The organism is Streptomyces sp. LX-29 (assembly GCF_029541745.1).
Taxonomy (GTDB): domain Bacteria; phylum Actinomycetota; class Actinomycetes; order Streptomycetales; family Streptomycetaceae; genus Streptomyces.
This window is the reverse complement of sequence record NZ_CP089746.1, coordinates 7272403-7289643: the sequence shown is the minus strand read 5'-3', so window position 1 is coordinate 7289643 and position 17241 is coordinate 7272403. Positions and strand designations below refer to the sequence as shown.

Below are 17241 nucleotides of genomic sequence, written 5' to 3'. Positions count from 1 at the left end.
AGCCTATTCCACGGCCGACTTGTCGGGCGTCACCGCGGCCTTTTCCGGCGCGGGCACATCACGCCGCGCGGGAATCGCCAACCCGATCGGCACACCGATCAGCGCCACCACCGCCGCGGTGATGATCGCCGCACTGAATCCGTCATTGAACTCCTCCAGGGAGCCGTAACCACCGACCGCGGCGAAAACCGCCGTGGCAATGGCGATTCCGAAAGCGCCGCCGAGCTGACGCAGACTGTTCAACGTGCCGGAAGCCGCCCCGGATCCCTCGTCCGGAACCGCGCCGAACACCGCGGTCATCACCGCCGGAACCGCGATCGAGATGCCGATTCCGCCGATCACGAACGGCCCGACCATCTCGCTGTAGGCCATATCCGGCTCCACGATCAGAGCGAGCCAGCCGGACGCGAACGCCTGGAGCAGCAATCCGGCGGTGATCAGCGGACGCTCCCCGATTCGGCCCACCAGTTTTCCGGCGATCGGCGAGAAGAAGAAAACGGTCACGGTCCACGGAACCAGCCGAAGGCCGGCGTCGAGCGGACCGTATTCCAGCACGGTCTGCAGGAACTGCGCGTAGAAGAAAAGACCGGCCATGGCGGAACCGAACAGCAGGAACATGGCGGCGTTTCCGGCCGAGAAAGCGCGGGACCGGAAGAAGTGAATCGGCATCAACGGCTGCGGGGTGCGCAGCTCCCACCACACGAATCCGGCCAGCGCGGCCGCACCCGCGACGAACCCGCCGACGACCTCGACGCTGCCCCAGCCCGCCGCGTTGCCCCGCACCAGGCTCCATCCCACCCCGAAGGCAGCGACGGTGGCCAGGCCGATGCCGCCGAAGTCGAGCTGTCGCGCCTCACCGACGCTCTCGCTCAGCTTGGTGATGATGAGCGGGATCATCACCACGCCGATCGGCACGTTGATCCAGAAGATCCACTCCCAGGCGGCGGACTCGACCAGGACGCCGCCGACGACCGGCCCGCCGAGCGTCGCCAAGCCCGTCACGGCCCCGAACAGGCCCATGGCCTTCGGCCGCTCCTCCGCGCTGAACGCGACGCTCAGATGCGCCTGCGCGACCGACACGACCGCCGCGGCTCCCACTCCCTGCACCGCGCGGGCCGCGATGAGCCAACCGATCCCGGGCGCGAGCGCGCAGCCGACCGACGCCAACGTGAACACGATGAGCCCGCCGGTGAACACGCGCTTGCGACCATAGCGATCGCCCAACGCCGCGCCTGCCATGAGCAGTACGGCGAAGGGCAGCAAGTAGGCGTTGACCGTCCATTCCAGTTCCTCGACGGACGCGTCCAGGTCGAGCCTGATCGCGGGCAGCGCGGTCGTCACGACCAGGGCGTCCAGTGCGGTTATCAGCGAGGCCAGTGAGGTCAGCACCAGTACCCACCGCTGTTTGACAGTCATGTCGCCTACTTCCTCGAATCGGTTGCGAGTCCATCTCGACGGGGCGCACCCGAAGAACGCTCCGGGCGCGCTCACCTCCCCGTTGAATCCCCCGCAGCCGGCAGACCGGCACCGGAGCCCGCTGGTGGCCTCCGGCACCCGGTATGCCGACTCATCACAGCCCCTAGGCCAGGCTCACCTCCGCCTTTCGGGGCCTGAGCTCAAGGCGGGTGCCGTGCTCCGGCACGATGACGACGCCACGGCTGCGCATCCCCTCCGGCCTCGGGTCGACCCGGCGGAGGTCGCAGGTGGAGAGCACCTCGCGGAGCATGACCTTGATCTCATGGATGGCGATCCGGTCGCCGAGGCAGCGGGTGTGGCCGCCGCCGAACGGGATCCAGACGTTCAGGTCGGGCTTGGTGCCCAGGTAGCGCTCGGGGTCGAACCGCTCGGCGTCTTCGTAGTGGTCCGGATGCCGGTTCAGCAGATGGGCGCTGGCCCACAGCTCCATGCCGGGCTCGTAGCGCACTCCGCCGATCTCGATCGGCTTCACGACCTCGCGGAGGATGATGTTGGGCAGCGGCGGCCGCACCCGCAGCACCTCGTACACGAGCGCCGTGAGGTAGGCGTCGCCGGCGCCCTCGTCGATCTCGGTGAGCACGCGCTGGAGAATCGCCGGTTTGCGGCTCAGGTACTCCAGAGCCCAGCAGATCACCGAAGCGGTCGTCTCGGTGCCGGCTATGAACATGGTCATCATCTCGTCGCGCAGCTCCACGCCGGTCAGCGGCGTGCCATCCTCCTTTCGGATGCCGAGCATGACGGAGAGCATGTCGTTGCCGAGGTCGCCCGAGTCCAGGCGCTCCTTGACGGCCCTGGCGAGCAGCGCGTCCGCGCGCGCACGGTGCCCCAGGAAGTCACGCAGACCCGTGCGGCGGATCGCCGTGAGCGCTCGCAGCACCGCACCCGGCATGTCCTCGATCCGGAGCACCGTCATGATGTGGTTGTTGAACTCCACCACACCCATCAGCTCTTCGAGCATCTCGTCCCAGCAGGACGGGGTCACCTCTCCGAAGATGATCTCGCCGATCACCTTCATCGTGTAGCGGTGGACCAGCGGGTGCAGCGACATGACCTGGTGACGCGGCCATGCGGCGACCTCCTGCTTGGCCAGCTTGGTGGCCGACGCCTCGATGCGCTTGAACGCCTCGCCCTTGAAGCTCGGCATGATGGCCTTGCGCCGGGTCAGGTGCTCCTCCTCGTCGAGGAAGGCGAGCCCGGTGTTACCGAAGAACTTCTCCAGCACGGCACTGCCGTTACCGGTGTGCAGGGTGTCCCTGGGGGCCAGGAACATCGCCTTCACATCGTCGGCGTTCGAGAGCAGGTAGATGTCGGACTTGGGCCTGATCTTCAGCCGGATCCGGTCGCCGTACAGCTCACGGCACTGCGTCAGCCACAGGGTCCGGAGCGACCGGTACTTCCAGAGCTGCTTCAGCATGTGATCCGGCGGCCCCGGCAGCGCGGTGGCGGGGATGACGGTCTTCGGACGCGCCGCGGCATGGTTGACCGGACACCCAGCGGCCCCCGACGCGGCCCCGTCCTTCGTGGTCCCGTGCGCTGGGGACGCGCCATGAGGTGTGTTGGCAGTGTCCATTCCTGTAATCCTTTCTCGTGGACCGCGAAGTCACACGGTCCGTCCTGTTGCTGGCGCGGAAAGCGCGGTTCCGTTGGCCGGAATACGACCTCGCTCCGCACCGATCGCCATCAGCGCGAGTCCGCCCGCGACGCCGCAGGCCGCCATGATCAGAAACGCGGTGTGGTAGCCGGAGACGCCCGGTCGGGCGTCGAGCACCGCCGCGACCACCGCGACCCCGAGCGCGCTCCCGACCTGGCGGCACATCGTGTTCATCGCGGTCCCGGTGGCGAAGCGCTCGGACGGCAGCGACAGGGTGGCCGCCGTCGACAGACACGGCAGCATGAGGCCGACGCCTATCCCGCCGATGACCGACCCCGGAAGGAAGCTGGCCGCGTAGTCCGGGGTGCCGTCCGTCACGACCGCCCACCAGACGCCCCCGGCGGCGAACACGGCGCCGCCGAACATCCCGACCACCCGTACGCCGTACCGCGTCGCGAGCAGACTGGCGGGCACGGCGCACACGGTGGCCACCACCGGCCCCGGCGCCACCTCCAGCGCGCCGCGCAGCACCGAGTGGTCCCACATCCCGGTCAGGAAGAGCGTCGAAGCGCTGATCATCGCTCCGAACCCGGCGAAGAACAGCAGGGTCGCGAGGTTGCCGAGCGCCACGACCCGGATCCGCAGGATGGCGGGCTCGATGACCGGAGCGGGATGACTGAACGCGCGCCGCACGGTGAAGACGCCGCCGAGCACCCCCACGGCTATCAGGCCGAGGACCCGTGGCCCGCCCCATCCCCAGTCCGGGCCCTGCACGATGGCCGCCACGATCGCCGCGACGGTCGCGGCGAGCACCAGGATGCCGAGCACGTCGGGAACCGAACGGCTCCGCTCCCGGACCTCCGGCAACGTCCGCACGCCGACGAACCACGCCACCACGCCGAGGGGGATGTTCACCAGGAACGCCCACCGCCAGTCGAGTTGCACGAGAAGCCCGCCGATGGGCGGCGCGAGGGCGGCTCCGGAGCCGCTCACGGCCGTCCACAGCCCGATCGCCGTTCCGCGGCGCTCCGACGGGAAGAGGGCGAGCAGCAGCCCGAGCGAACTCGGCATCATCAACGCCGCGCCGAGGCCCTGAAGGATCCGTGCGGCCACCAGCACGCCGAGCGTGGGGGCGGCGGCGCAGCACGCCGAGGCCACCGTGAACAGGGCCAGGCCGGTCAGGTAGGCGCGCTTGCGCCCGGACTGGTCCGCCCACCGCCCGCCGGGCATCAGCAACGCCGCGAACGTGATCGCGTACGCGCTCAGCACCCAGGAGAGGTTGGTCAGGCTCGCCGACGGGAACGAGCGCTCCAGGTCGGGAAAGGCGATGTTGACGATGAGCACGTCGAGCGACGAGGCGAAGACGCCGACGAGGACGACCGCGACGGCGCCGCGCCGGGACGCACTGTCCTTCATGCTTCGATCCACCCCTCGATCACGGCCGCGGTCTCCGCGGCCGCGGCCCCGATCAGACCGAAGTGGTCGGCGGCGATGTCCACGTGCTCGCTCCGGTCCCGCCACACGGGCCAGTCCACGGGTGCGTCGCCCCCGCCGAGCGACACCGTCGCCCGGATGAGCAGGGTCGGGGACTCCACCCGCGTCGCGGGCCGCTCGGCGAGCAGTCGGAGATAGCCGCCCATGGCGAGCCAGCCGGCGTCGTCGAGCGGCACGACCTGCTCCGCCTGGTCGAGGACGTGCGTCATCACCTGGGAGAAGACCCGGCCGGTCACCTCCTCGCCGCCCTCGGGCCCCGGGGTGTCGATCATGACGACGCCTGCCGGAGCCCTGCCCGCGCTCTCGAACCGGGCGGCCAGGGAGTGCGCGAGGGCACCACCGATCGAATTGCCGACCAGGACGAAGGGGGCGTCGCCGACGGCGCGGCGGATCGAGCCCTCCAGAACGGCCATCGCGGCGTCCCAGGACCCCGGCGCCGGATCGGTGCCGCGGAACCCCGGAAGCGAGCAGACGAAGACGTCCCGCTCGCCCTCGAAGTGCTCGGCGAGACGCATGAACTGATGGGGGCCGGAGCCGACCACGAACGAGGGCACGCAGACGAGCTTCGGCAGTCGTGGGCCCGAGGCGAGCTGAACGGCGTAGTCGTCCGCGCCCGCCAGCTCCGCGGCCGAGGCGAAGGAGGGACGGAACCGCGACGCCGCCGTCAACCAGGGCAGCGCGTCGGACATCTCCCCCGCCGCGTGGGCGTGGCGAAGCAGCGCTCCGAGCGTGCCGTGGTCCTCCTGACGCACGGGCCCACCATCGCCGTGTCCGGGCCCCGCCGGAGATCGGCCGACATCCTCGAGGATCAGCCGTGCGACCTCGACCGGGGTGGGGTGCTCGAAGACGAGGGTGGCGGGCAGCCGCAGCCCGGTGGCCCGGGTCAGCCGGTTACGCAGCTCGACCGCGGCCAGCGAGTCGAACCCGAGCTCCTTGAACCCCCGATCAGGCGCGATCGCGGCACCGGAAGCGTGCCCGAGGACCGCCGCCACCTGCGTCTGCACCAGTTCGAGCACGATCTGCTCGCGATCGGCCTCGGCCACCGCGGCCAGCCGCTGCGCCAGCGACCCGCCCGTGGACTCCGCGCGCCGGGCCGGAGCGCGCACCAGCCCACGCAGCAACGCGGGCAGCATGTCGGCACGGGCCTGCGCACGAAGCGCGGGCAGGTCCAGCCGGACCGGTGCCAGGAGTGCCGCGTCCACCCCGAGGGCCTGGTCGAACAGCTCCAGCCCCAGCTCGGCCGACAGCGGGGCGACACCCATCCGCTCCAGTCGCGCCACATCCGCCGCGTCCAGCTCCCCGGTCATCCCGGTGGCATCCGCCCACATGCCCCAGGCGAGAGAGCTCGCCGGGAGCCCGTCCGCGCGCCGCACCTGCGCGAGCGCGTCCAACGAGGCGTTCGCCGCCGCGTAGTTCGCCTGCCCCGGGCTGCCGATCAACGCCGCCATCGAGGAGAACAGCACGAAGGCCGACAGCTCCATCCCGGCGGTCAGCTCGTGCAGATGCCAGGCCGCGTCCACCTTCGGCCGCATCACCCGCTCCAGCCGCTCCGGGGTGAGCGCCTCGACCAGACCGTCGTCCAGCACACCCGCCGCATGCACGACCGCCGTCAACGGCCGCTCCAACGAGTCCAGCAGACCGGCCAGCTGGTCTCGGTCGGTCACGTCGCAGGCGGCGACGCGGACCCGCGCGCCGAGCGCCTCCACCGCGGCGACCAGCGCGTCCACGCCCTCGGCCGCCGGGCCGCGCCGGCTCACCAGCAGCAGGTGCCGCGCACCGTGCCGCTCAGCCAGATGCCGCGCGAGCAACCCCCCCAGACCACCGGTACCACCGGTGATCAGGACCGTGCCCTCGGGGTCCAACGGCGCCGGAGCCGTCGACGTCGTACCGGCCCGGACGAGGCGCGGCGCCGACAACCGGCCCTCGCGCGCGGCGAGCTGGGGCTCGTCCGGGTGGAGCAGTGCGCTCCAGGCCGGCGCGGCCTTGCCGTCGGCCGTACCGTCGGCCTCACGGCCGACGTTCACGTCGCCGTTGGCGTGGAAGTCGGCGTCGTGGGAGTCGGCGCCGCCGTCGATGTCGCCGTCGATGTCGAGGAGTGCGAACCGCCCCGGGTGCTCGGACTGGGCACTGTGCACCAGGCCCCACACCGCCGCCTGTGCCACCCGCGGCGTCTCGTCGTCCGCCACCGCGACGGCGTGACGGGTCACCACCGTCAGCCGCGCGTCGGCCAGCGACTCGCTCGCCAGCCAGCGCCGCACCAGCTCCAACGCACGCCCGGCCGTCGCCCGCGCCGCCTCCGCCGGATCACCGACGCCGGCCGGGGTCTCGACCGTGGCGAGCACCAGATCCGGTACCGCCAGGCCGTCGGCGAGCGCCCGCTCCAGCCCGTCGAGATCCGCGTAGTGGTCCTCCGTCCCGGCCAGGCCGCCCAGGATCGCCACCCGCGCCGGCGGCCGCGCCCCGGCCGGGACCGTGACCCAGTCCAGGTGGAACAGCGAACTCTGCCCACCCCGGCTCGCCGCCTCCAGCTGTGCCGGCTCCACCGGACGGACGTCGAGCCGTGCGATGCTCGCGACCCGCTCGCCGTTCTCTCCCGCGATGTCGATACGCGAGGCGGACTCACCCGCCGGGGCGATGCGCACCCGGACCCGAGTGAGGCCCGAGCGGTCAAGCCGGACCCCCGACCACGAGAACGGCAGTACCACGGAGTCCCTTGGCATGTCGTCCAGCAGTCCGCCGTGCAGCGCGGCGTCGAACAGCGCCGGGTGGATCCCGAACTCCCCGACCGTGGCGTCGTCGGGCAGGGCCACCTCGGCGTAGACCTCGTCGCCCACGCGCCAGGCCGCCCGCAGACCTTGGAAGGCCGGTCCGTACTCGTACCCGGCATCGGCCAGCCGGGCATACAGCCCGTCCACCACCACCGGCTCGGCGCCGGCGGGCGGCCACTGGAGCGGGAACGCATCCGACGGAACCGACGGCTCGGCGTCCGCGGCCAGCCAGCCACGCCCGTGACAGACCGCCTCCCCTCGCTCGTCGTCACCAGACTCCGGGCGGGAGAACACGGTCACCTCGCGACGACCGTCCTCACCAGCCGGCCCCACCGTGACCTGCACCTGCCGCGCGCCCTCGTCCTCCAGGACCAGCGGCGCCTCCAGCACCAACTCGTCCAGCACCGGACAGTCCAACTCACGGCCGGCGGTCAACGCCAGCTCGACCAGCGCCACGCCCGGCACGATCACGGTGTCCAGCACCATGTGGTCCCGGGTCCACGGCTGCGCGTCGATGGACAGCCGGCCGGTGAACACCCACTCGTCGCGGTCGCCCACCTGCACCGCCGCGGCGAGCACCGGATGCTCCACCCGGCCCAAACCGGCGGCCGCCGCGTCCCCGGCGCCGGAACCCGGGGTCAGCCAGAACCGCTCACGCTGGAACGCGTACGTCGGCAGCTCCACCCGCTGGGCACCGCTGCCGTCGAACAGCACCGACCAGTCGACACCGGCCCCCAGCACATGCGCCTCGGCCAGCGAGGCGACGAAACGCCCCAGACCGCCCTCGTCACGACGCAGCGACCCCACGACCCCGACCCGATCCTCAGCACCATGCGCCGCGGCCGTCTCCTCCACCGCCATCGTCAACACCGGATGCGGAGACATCTCGACAAAGACATGCACACCGTTGTCGATCAAAGCCCGAATCGCCGGCTCGAACCCGACCCGGCCCCGCAGATTCCCGTACCAGTACGCCGCGTCCAGCGTCTTGGTGTCGATAAATCCACCCGTCGCCGTCGAGTAGAACGGGATGCGGCCCGACGTCGGCTGGATCGACGCCAGAACCTCCAGCAGCTCGGTCTCGATGGCCTCGACCTGGGCCGAGTGCGAGGCGTAGTCCACCGCCACCCGACGCGCCCGAACCTCATCCCGCTCACACAGCGCGATCAGCTCATCCAGCGCCTCCGGCTCACCGGCGATCACCACCGAGGCGGGACCGTTCACCGCGGCGACCGACACCCGACCCCGATACGGAACGAGCAACTCCTCCACCCGCTCCACCGGCAACGCCACCGACACCATCCCGCCCAGACCCGCCAAGCGCTCCCGCACCAGACGGCTCCGCAACGCCACAACCCGCGCCCCATCGCCCAGCGACAGACCACCGGCCACACACGCCGCGGCGATCTCGCCCTGGGAGTGGCCCACCACCGCCGACGGCTCCACGCCATACGACCGCCACAGCCGCGCCAACGAGACCATCACCGCCCACAACGCGGGCTGCACCACATCGACCCGCTCCAGCGACGGCGCTCCGTCCACCGACCGCAACACATCCTCAAGACGCCAGTCCACGAACTCCGACAGCGCCTCACCACACGCGGCCATCGACTCCGCGAACACCGACGAGGAGTCCAACAACTCCACCGCCATACCCACCCACTGAGCACCCTGACCCGGGAAGACGAACACCGCCTTCCCACCCACCGATGTGCCTTCGACCACCCCGTCCACCGGCTCACCAGCGGCCAGGGACTCAAGCCCCGTCAGCAACCCCGCACGATCCGAAGCCACCACCGCCGCACGACGCTCCAACTGCGCCCGCGTCGCCACCGACGAGAAGCCCACGTCCAGCAGCGACAGCTCAGGCCGCGCCGCCAGAAGCGCCCGCAGACGATCCGCCTGCGCACGCAACGCCGCCTCACTCCGCGCCGACACCAACACCGGAACCACCGCCGGGCCGGTGCCCGGAGCCTGCGCGCCCGCCTCCGGATTCAGCGCTTCGGCCGGTGCTTCCTCCAGGATCACGTGCGCGTTGGTGCCGCTGATCCCGAACGACGACACCCCCGCACGGCGCACCCGCTCCGAGACCGGCCACTTCTGCGCCTCGGTCAGCAGCTCCACCTCGCCCGAAGCCCAGTCCACATGAGGGGACGGCGTGTCCACGTGCAGGGTGGCCGGCAGCATCCCGTGCCGCAGCGCCATCACCATCTTGATCACACCCGCCACACCGGCTGCCGCCGAGGTGTGCCCGATGTTCGACTTGATCGACCCCAGCCGCAGCGGGCCGCTCCCCCGCTCGCGCCCGTACGTCGCCAGCAGGGCCTGGGCCTCGATCGGGTCACCGAGGGTCGTCCCCGTGCCGTGGCCTTCCACCGCGTCCACGTCCGCCGCGCCGATCCCCGCGTTCGTCAGCGCCTGACGGATCACCCGCTCCTGCGACGGACCGTTCGGCGCCGTCAAACCATTGCTCGCACCGTCCTGATTCACCGCGCTGCCCCGCACCACGGCCAACACCCGGTGCCCCTTGCGCCGCGCGTCCGACAACCGCTCCACCACGAGCAGACCCAGACCGTCGGAGAACCCGGTCCCGTCCGCCGCCGCCGCGTACGCCTTGCAGCGCCCGTCGGGCGACAGCGCCCGCTGCCGGCTGAACTCCACGAAGAAGGACGGCCCGGAGAGCACGGTCACTCCGCCCACCAGCGCCAGCGAGCATTCGCCGGACCGCAGCGCCTGGGCGGCCAGGTGCAGCGCCACCAGCGACGACGAACACGCCGTGTCCACCGACACCGAGGGCCCCTCCAGACCCAGCGTGTAGGAGATACGACCGGACACCACGCTGGTCAGCACGCCCAGGCGGTAGCCCTCCAGCTCCGGCGGCATCGACTCGCCGTACTCCGAGCTGAAGGCGCCGCAGAAGACGCCGGTGTCGCTGCCCCGCAACGAGGTGGGATCGATACCCGCGTCCTCGAACGCCTCCCAGGCCCCTTCCAGCACCAGTCGCTGCTGCGGGTCCATCGCCAGCGCCTCGCGCGGACTGATCCCGAAGAAGTCGGCGTCGAACTCGCCCGGCCGCTCCAGAAAGCCGCCGCTGCGTGTGTACGCCTTTCCGAGCCGGTCCGGGTCGGGGTCGTACAGCTCCTCGACATCCCAGCCGCGGTCGGTCGGCAGCCCCGACACCGCGTCGCGACCGGACGCCACCAGCTCCCACAGCTCGTCCGGCGAGGTCACCCCGCCCGGATACCGGCAGCTCATCCCGACGATCGCCAGCGGCTCGGTCTGCTGCGCGAGGAGTCGCCTGTTCTGCTGCCGGAGTCGCTCGGTCTCCTTGAGCGACTTCCGGAGCGCGTCGATGAGCTCGTTCTTCTCGGCGGTCATGCCTGTTCCTCCGCGTCCCGGCGCCCAGTGGGGACCTTGTCCTCGACCGTCCTCATGCCATGTCCTCGCCGTCTTGGGCAGCCATCCGGATCAGGGCCTGAGCGTCCATGTCATCGATCGACGCGGCTGTCTCGTGGCTCGTGTCGTCGTGCGGGTCTCCGCTCGCCAGCTCGCGCAGCGTGTCGAGCAGGCCCGCCTTGCGCAGGCGGTCGACCGGGATCGAGGCGAGCATCGCGCGGATCTCGTCCTCGCCCGACTGCCGCTGCCCGTTCGTCGCGACGTCCGGTATGACGAGCGGGATCAGATAGCGGGTGACCTCGGCGGGGGTGGGGTGGTCGAAGACGAGGGTGGCGGGCAGCCGCAGCCCGGTGGCCCGGGTGAGCCGGTTACGCAGCTCGACCGCGGCCAGCGAGTCGAACCCGAGCTCCTTGAACGCCCGATCAGGTGCGATCGCGGCACCCGAGGCGTGCCCGAGGACGGCCGCGACCTGGGCCCGTACCACGTCCAGGACGACCTGCTCGCGATCGGCCTCGGCCACCGCGGCCAGCCGCTGCGCCAGCGACCCGCCCGTGGACTCCGCGCGCCGGGCCGGAGCGCGCACCAGCCCGCGCAGCAGCGCCGGCAGTGTCCCCGCCCGCGCCTGGCCGCGCAGTGCGGCCGAATCCAGCCGGACGGGCGCCAGGAGCGCCGCGTCCACCCCGAGGGCCTGGTCGAACAGCTCCAGCCCCAGCTCGGCCGACAGCGGGGCGACACCCATCCGCTCAAGCCGGGCGACATCCGCCGCGTCCAGCTCCCCGGTCATCCCAGTCGCGTCCGCCCACAGCCCCCAGGCGAGAGAGCTCGCCGGGAGCCCGTCCGCGCGCCGCACCTGCGCGAGCGCGTCCAACGAGGCGTTCGCCGCCGCGTAGTTCGCCTGCCCCGGACTGCCGATCAACGCCGCCATCGAGGAGAACAGCACGAAGGCCGACAGCTCCATCCCGGCGGTCAGCTCGTGCAGATGCCAGGCCGCGTCCACCTTCGGCCGCATCACCCGTACCAACTGCTCCGGGGTGAGCGCCTCGACCAGACCGTCCTCCAGCACACCCGCCGCGTGCACGACCGCCGTCAACGGCCGCTCCAACGAGCCCAACAGCCCGGCCAGCTGGTCCCGGTCGGTCACGTCGCAGGCCGCGACCCGCGCCTCACAGCCCAGGCCGGCCAACTCGGCGACCAGCGCGTCGACACCCTCGGCCGCCGGACCGCGCCGGCTCACCAGCAGCAGGTGTCGCGCACCATGCCGCTCAGCCAGATGCCGCGCGAGCAACCCACCCAGACCACCGGTACCGCCAGTGATCAGGACCGTGCCCTCGGGGTCCAGCGGCGCCGGAACGGTCAGCACGACCTTGCCGATGTTGCGGCCCTCGCGCAGGAACCGGAACGCCTCCTGTCCGCGACGCACATCCCAGGTCCGGATCGGGGCGGGTTCGACCACGCCCTCCTCCAGCAGCCGGGCGATCTCGACCAGCATCTCCTGGATCCGCTCCGGACCCGCCTCCAGCAGGTCGAAGGAGCGATAGCGCACGCCTTCGTGCTCGCGCGCCACGACCTCCGGGTCACGGATGTCGGTCTTGCCCATCTCGATGAACCGGCCGCCGCACGGCAGCAGTTCCAGGGAGGCGTCGACGAACTCGCCCGCGAGCGCGTCCAGCACCACATCCACCCCGGCCCCGCCGGTCACCTTCAAGAAGGCGTCCCGGAAGTCCAGATCGCGCGAGGAGGCGATGCGCTCATCGGCGACGCCCAGCCCTCGGACCGCGTCCCACTTGGGCGGGCTGGCCGTCGCGAAGACCTCCGCCCCGAAGTGCCGGGCGAGCTTCACCGCGGCCATGCCCACACCGCCGGCGGCCGCGTGCACCAGCAGCCGCTCCCCGGCGCGCAGCCCGGCGAGGTCGACCAGGCCGTAGTACGCGGTCAGGTACACCACCGGAACCGCCGCCGCCTCCACGAACGACAGGTGCTCCGGCATCCGCACGACCATCTGACGGTCGGTCACCGCCATCGAGCCGAAGCCGTCCGTCATCAGGCCCATCACGCGGTCGCCCGGCGCGAGGTCGGTCACTCCCGCACCGACCTCGAGGACGACGCCCGCCGCCTCGCTGCCCAGCGGGGCCTCGCCCGGGTACATCCCGAGCGCGATCAGCACATCACGGAAGTTCAGGCCCGCGGCCCGCACCCCGACCCGTACCTCACCCGTGCCCAGCGGCCGATCGGCGTCGGAGGCGGCAACCGTGAGGCCGTCCAGCGACCCCTTCCGTTCGATCGCGAGATGCCAGGCATCCCCGGTCGCCCCCGCGGGAGCACGTTCGAGTCGCGGCGCCAGCAACCGGCCCGCACGCACCGCGAGCTGCGGCTCGTCGAGCTCCAGCAGCGACGCCCACTCCGGCTCGTCGCCGGCGTCGAGGTCCACCAGCACGAACCGACCCGGGTGCTCGGACTGCGCGCTGCGCAGCAGACCCCACACCGCCGCCTGTGCCACCCGCGGCGTCTCGTCGTCCGCCACCGCGACGGCGTGACGGGTCACCACCGTCAGCCGCGCGTCGGCCAGCGACTCGCTCGCCAGCCAGCGCCGCACCAGCTCCAACGCCTGCCCGGCCGACACCCGCGCCGCCTCCGCCGGGTCACCGACGCCGGCCGGGGGCTCGAGCGCGACCAGAACCGCGTCGGGCACCGCCGCGCCGTCGGCGAGCGCCTGCTCCAACGCGTCCAGATCCGCGAAGGGCTCACCGGCGACGGCCAGTTCACCGAGGACCGCCAGCCGCGCCGGCCGCGGCGTCGCGGCCGTGGCATCGACCGTGACCCAGTCGAGGTGGAACAGCGAACTCTGCCCGCCCCTGCTCGCCGCCTCCAGCTGTGCCGGCTCCACGGGGCGGAAGGCGAGCCGGTTCACGCTCACGGCCGGTTCGCCGGCCTCCCCGACGACCTCGATCCGCAGCGCGGACTCGCCCGCCACGCCGATCCGCGCCCGAACCCGCGAGAGTCCCGTGCGTCCGATCCGCACTCCCGACCAGGAGAACGGCAGATCCACCGGGGATCCCTGGTCCTTGTCCAGCAGTCCGCCGTGCAGCGCGGCGTCGAGCAGCGCCGGGTGGATCCCGAACCCCTCGGTCGCGGCGTCGTCGGGCAGGGCCACCTCGGCGTAGACCTCGTCGCCCACGCGCCAGGCCGCCCGCAGACCTTGGAAGGCGGGCCCGTACTCGTATCCGGCATCGGCCAGCCGGGCATACAGCCCGTCCACCACCACCGGCTCGGCACCGGCGGGCGGCCACTGCACCGGGAACGGCGCCGCGGGCTCGGCGTCCACGGCCAGCCAGCCACGCCCGTGACAGACCGCCTCCCCCCGCTCGTCCTCGTCGCCGGACTCCGGACGGGAGAAGACGGTCACCTCGCGACGACCGTCCTCGCCGGCCGGCCCCACCGTGACCTGCACCTGCCGCGCGGACTCGTCCTCCAGGACCAGCGGCGCCTCCAGCACCAACTCCTCCAGCACCGGACAGTCCAACTCACGGCCGGCGGTCAGCGCCATCTCGACCAGCGCCACGCCCGGGACCAGCACCATCCCGAACACCATGTGGTCCCGTGTCCAGGGCTGGGCGTCGATGGACAGCCGACCGGTGAACACCCACTCGTCGCGGTCGCCCACCTGCACCGCCGCGGCGAGCACCGGATGCTCCACCCGGCCCAGCCCGGCGGCCGCCGCGTCCCCGGCGCCGGATCCCGGGGTGAGCCAGAACCGCTCACGCTGGAAGGCGTACGTGGGCAGGGTCACCTGCTGGGCGCCGCTGCCGGCGTAGAACGCGGACCAGTCCACGCCCACCCCGGCCACATGCGCCTCGGCTAGCGAGGCGACGAAACGCCCCAGACCGCCCTCGTCACGACGCAACGACCCCACGACCCCGACCCGGTCCTCCGCACCATGCGCCGCGGCCGTCTCCTCCACCGCCATCGTCAACACCGGATGCGGAGACATCTCGACAAAGACATGCACACCGTTGTCGATCAAAGCCCGAATCGCCGGCTCGAACCCGACCCGACCCCGCAGATTCCCGTACCAGTACGCCGCGTCCAGGGACTTGGTGTCGATAAATCCACCCGTCGCGGTGGAGTAGAACGGAACCTGTCCCGTGACCGGCTCGATCGACGCCAAAACCTCCAGCAGTTCGGCTTCGATGGCCTCGACCTGGGCCGAGTGCGAGGCGTAGTCCACCGCCACCCGACGCGCCCGAACCTCATCCCGCTCACACAGCGCGATCAGCTCATCCAGCGCCTCCGGCTCACCGGCGATCACCACCGAAGCAGGACCGTTCACCGCGGCGACCGAGACCCGACCCCGATACGGAACGAGCAACTCCTCCACCCGCTCCACCGGCAACGCCACCGACACCATCCCACCCAGACCCGCCAGACGCTCCCGCACCAGACGACTCCGCAACGCCACAACCCGCGCCCCATCGCCCAGCGACAGACCACCGGCCACACACGCCGCGGCGATCTCGCCCTGGGAGTGGCCCACCACCGCCGACGGCTCCACGCCATAGGAGCGCCACAGCCGCGCCAACGAGACCATCACCGCCCACAACGCGGGCTGCACCACATCCACCCGCTCCAGCGACGGCGCCCCCTCCACCGACCGCAACACATCCTCAAGACGCCAATCCACGAACTCCGACAGCGCCTCACCACACGCGGCCATCGACTCCGCGAACACCGACGAGGAGTCCCACAACTCCACCGCCATACCCACCCACTGAGCACCCTGCCCCGGGAAGACGAACACCGCCTTCCCACCCACCGACGAGCCTTCGACCACCCCGTCCACCGGCTCACCAGCGGCCAGGGACTCAAGCCCCGTCAGCAACCCCGCACGATCCGAAGCCACCACCGCCGCACGACGCTCCAACTGCGCCCGCGTCGTCACCGACGAGAAGCCCACGTCCAACAGCGACAGCTCAGGCCGCGCCGCCAGAAGCGCCCGCAGACGATCCGCCTGCGCACGCAACGCCGCCTCACTCCGCGCCGACACCAACACCGGAACCACCGCCGGCGGGTTGGGCTCGCCGGTGTCCTCGGTCGGTGTCGGGTCCTCGACCGGTGCCTCTTCAAGGATCACGTGGGCGTTGGTGCCGCTCACGCCGAACGACGAGACACCCGCACGGCGCACCCGCTCCGAGGCCGGCCACTTCTGCGCCTCGGTCAGCAGCTCGATCTCACCGGAGGACCAGTCCACATGAGGGGACGGCGTGTCCACGTGCAGCGTGGGCGGCAGCATCCCGTGCCGCAGCGCCATCACCATCTTGATCACACCCGCCACACCGGCCGCGGTGGAGGAGTGCCCGATGTTCGACTTGATCGACCCCAGCTTCAGGGGGCCGTGGGTCCGCTCGCGGCCGTAGGTCGCCAGCAGGGCCTGGGCCTCGATCGGGTCACCGAGCTTGGTGCCGGTGCCGTGACCCTCCACCGCGTCCACATCGGCGGCGTCCAGACCGGCGTTCACCAACGCCTGCCGGATCACCCGCTCCTGCGACGGACCGTTCGGCGCCGTCAAACCATTGCTCGCACCATCCTGATTCACCGCGCTGCCCCGCACCACGGCCAACACCCGGTGCCCGTTACGCCGCGCGTCCGACAACCGCTCCACCACGAGCAGACCCAGACCGTCGGAGAAACCGGTCCCGTCCGCCGCCGCCGCGTAGGACTTGCACCGTCCGTCGGGCGCGAGGCCACGCTGCCGGCTGAACTCCACGAACAGGAACGGACCGGCGAGCACGGTCACACCGCCGACCAGCGCCATCGAGCACTCACCGGACCGCAGCGCCCGCGCGGCCAGGTGCAGCGCCACCAGCGACGACGAACACGCCGTGTCCACCGACACCGAGGGCCCCTCCAGACCCAGCGTGTAGGAGATACGACCGGACACCACGCTCGTCGTCGAGCCGGTCAGCCGGAACCCCTCGATCTGGGGCAGGCCGCCCGCGGGGGCCGCCGCGTAGTCCGAGGGTCCGACGCCGCAGAAGACGCCGGTGTCGCTGCCGCGCAGCGAGGTCGGGTCGATGCCGGCGTCCTCGAACGCCTCCCAGGCGGCCTCCAGCAGCAGTCGCTGCTGGGGGTCCATCGCCGTCGCCTCGCGCGGGCTGATCCCGAAGAAGTCGGCGTCGAACTCGCCCACCCGGTCCACGAAACCGCCGACGCGGGTGTAAGAGGTGCCGGGCTGGTCGGGATCCGGGTCGTAGAGCCGCTCCAGATCCCAGCCGCGGTCGGTCGGCATGCCCGACATCCCGTCGCGGCCCCCGGCCACCAGCTCCCACAGCTCGTCCGGCGAGGTCACCCCGCCCGGATACCGGCAGCTCATGCCGACGATCGCCAGCGGTTCGCTCGCGCGGTCCTCGTGCTCCTGCAGCCGGGCCCGGGTCTCGTTCAGATCGACGGCCATCCGCTTCAGGTATCGAACGAGCTTTTCCTGCTGCGGATCGGTGCTTTCAGCGCTCATGTTCATTCCTC

The 17241-nt window shown here is 71.7% G+C and carries 5 protein-coding genes; all 5 read right to left on the bottom strand.

The genetic code is table 11. From position 1 onward, the window contains the following. Positions 1-3: 3 nt before the first annotated feature. Positions 4-1416, bottom strand: a complete 1413-nt coding sequence (locus LRS74_RS30295; RefSeq protein ID WP_277743997.1) for an MFS transporter — start codon at positions 1414-1416, stop codon at positions 4-6. 163 nt (positions 1417-1579) lie between these two features. Then, on the bottom strand, positions 1580-2890 hold the full coding sequence (locus tag LRS74_RS30290; RefSeq protein WP_277743996.1) for a cytochrome P450: 1311 nt from the start codon (positions 2888-2890) through the stop codon (positions 1580-1582). 186 nt (positions 2891-3076) lie between these two features. Next, positions 3077-4483 carry an MFS transporter gene (locus LRS74_RS30285; RefSeq protein WP_277743995.1) on the bottom strand — a complete coding sequence of 469 codons (1407 nt, stop codon included), beginning with the start codon at positions 4481-4483 and terminating at the stop codon, positions 3077-3079. Continuing rightward, positions 4480-10707 carry a type I polyketide synthase gene (locus LRS74_RS30280; protein WP_277743994.1) on the bottom strand — a complete coding sequence of 2076 codons (6228 nt, stop codon included), beginning with the start codon at positions 10705-10707 and terminating at the stop codon, positions 4480-4482. The genes LRS74_RS30285 and LRS74_RS30280 overlap by 4 nt, the downstream gene beginning before the upstream one ends. A gap of 52 nt (positions 10708-10759) precedes the next feature. Further along, positions 10760-17230, bottom strand: coding sequence for a type I polyketide synthase (locus tag LRS74_RS30275; protein ID WP_277743993.1), 6471 nt, complete (start codon positions 17228-17230; stop codon positions 10760-10762). Positions 17231-17241 lie beyond the last annotated feature (11 nt).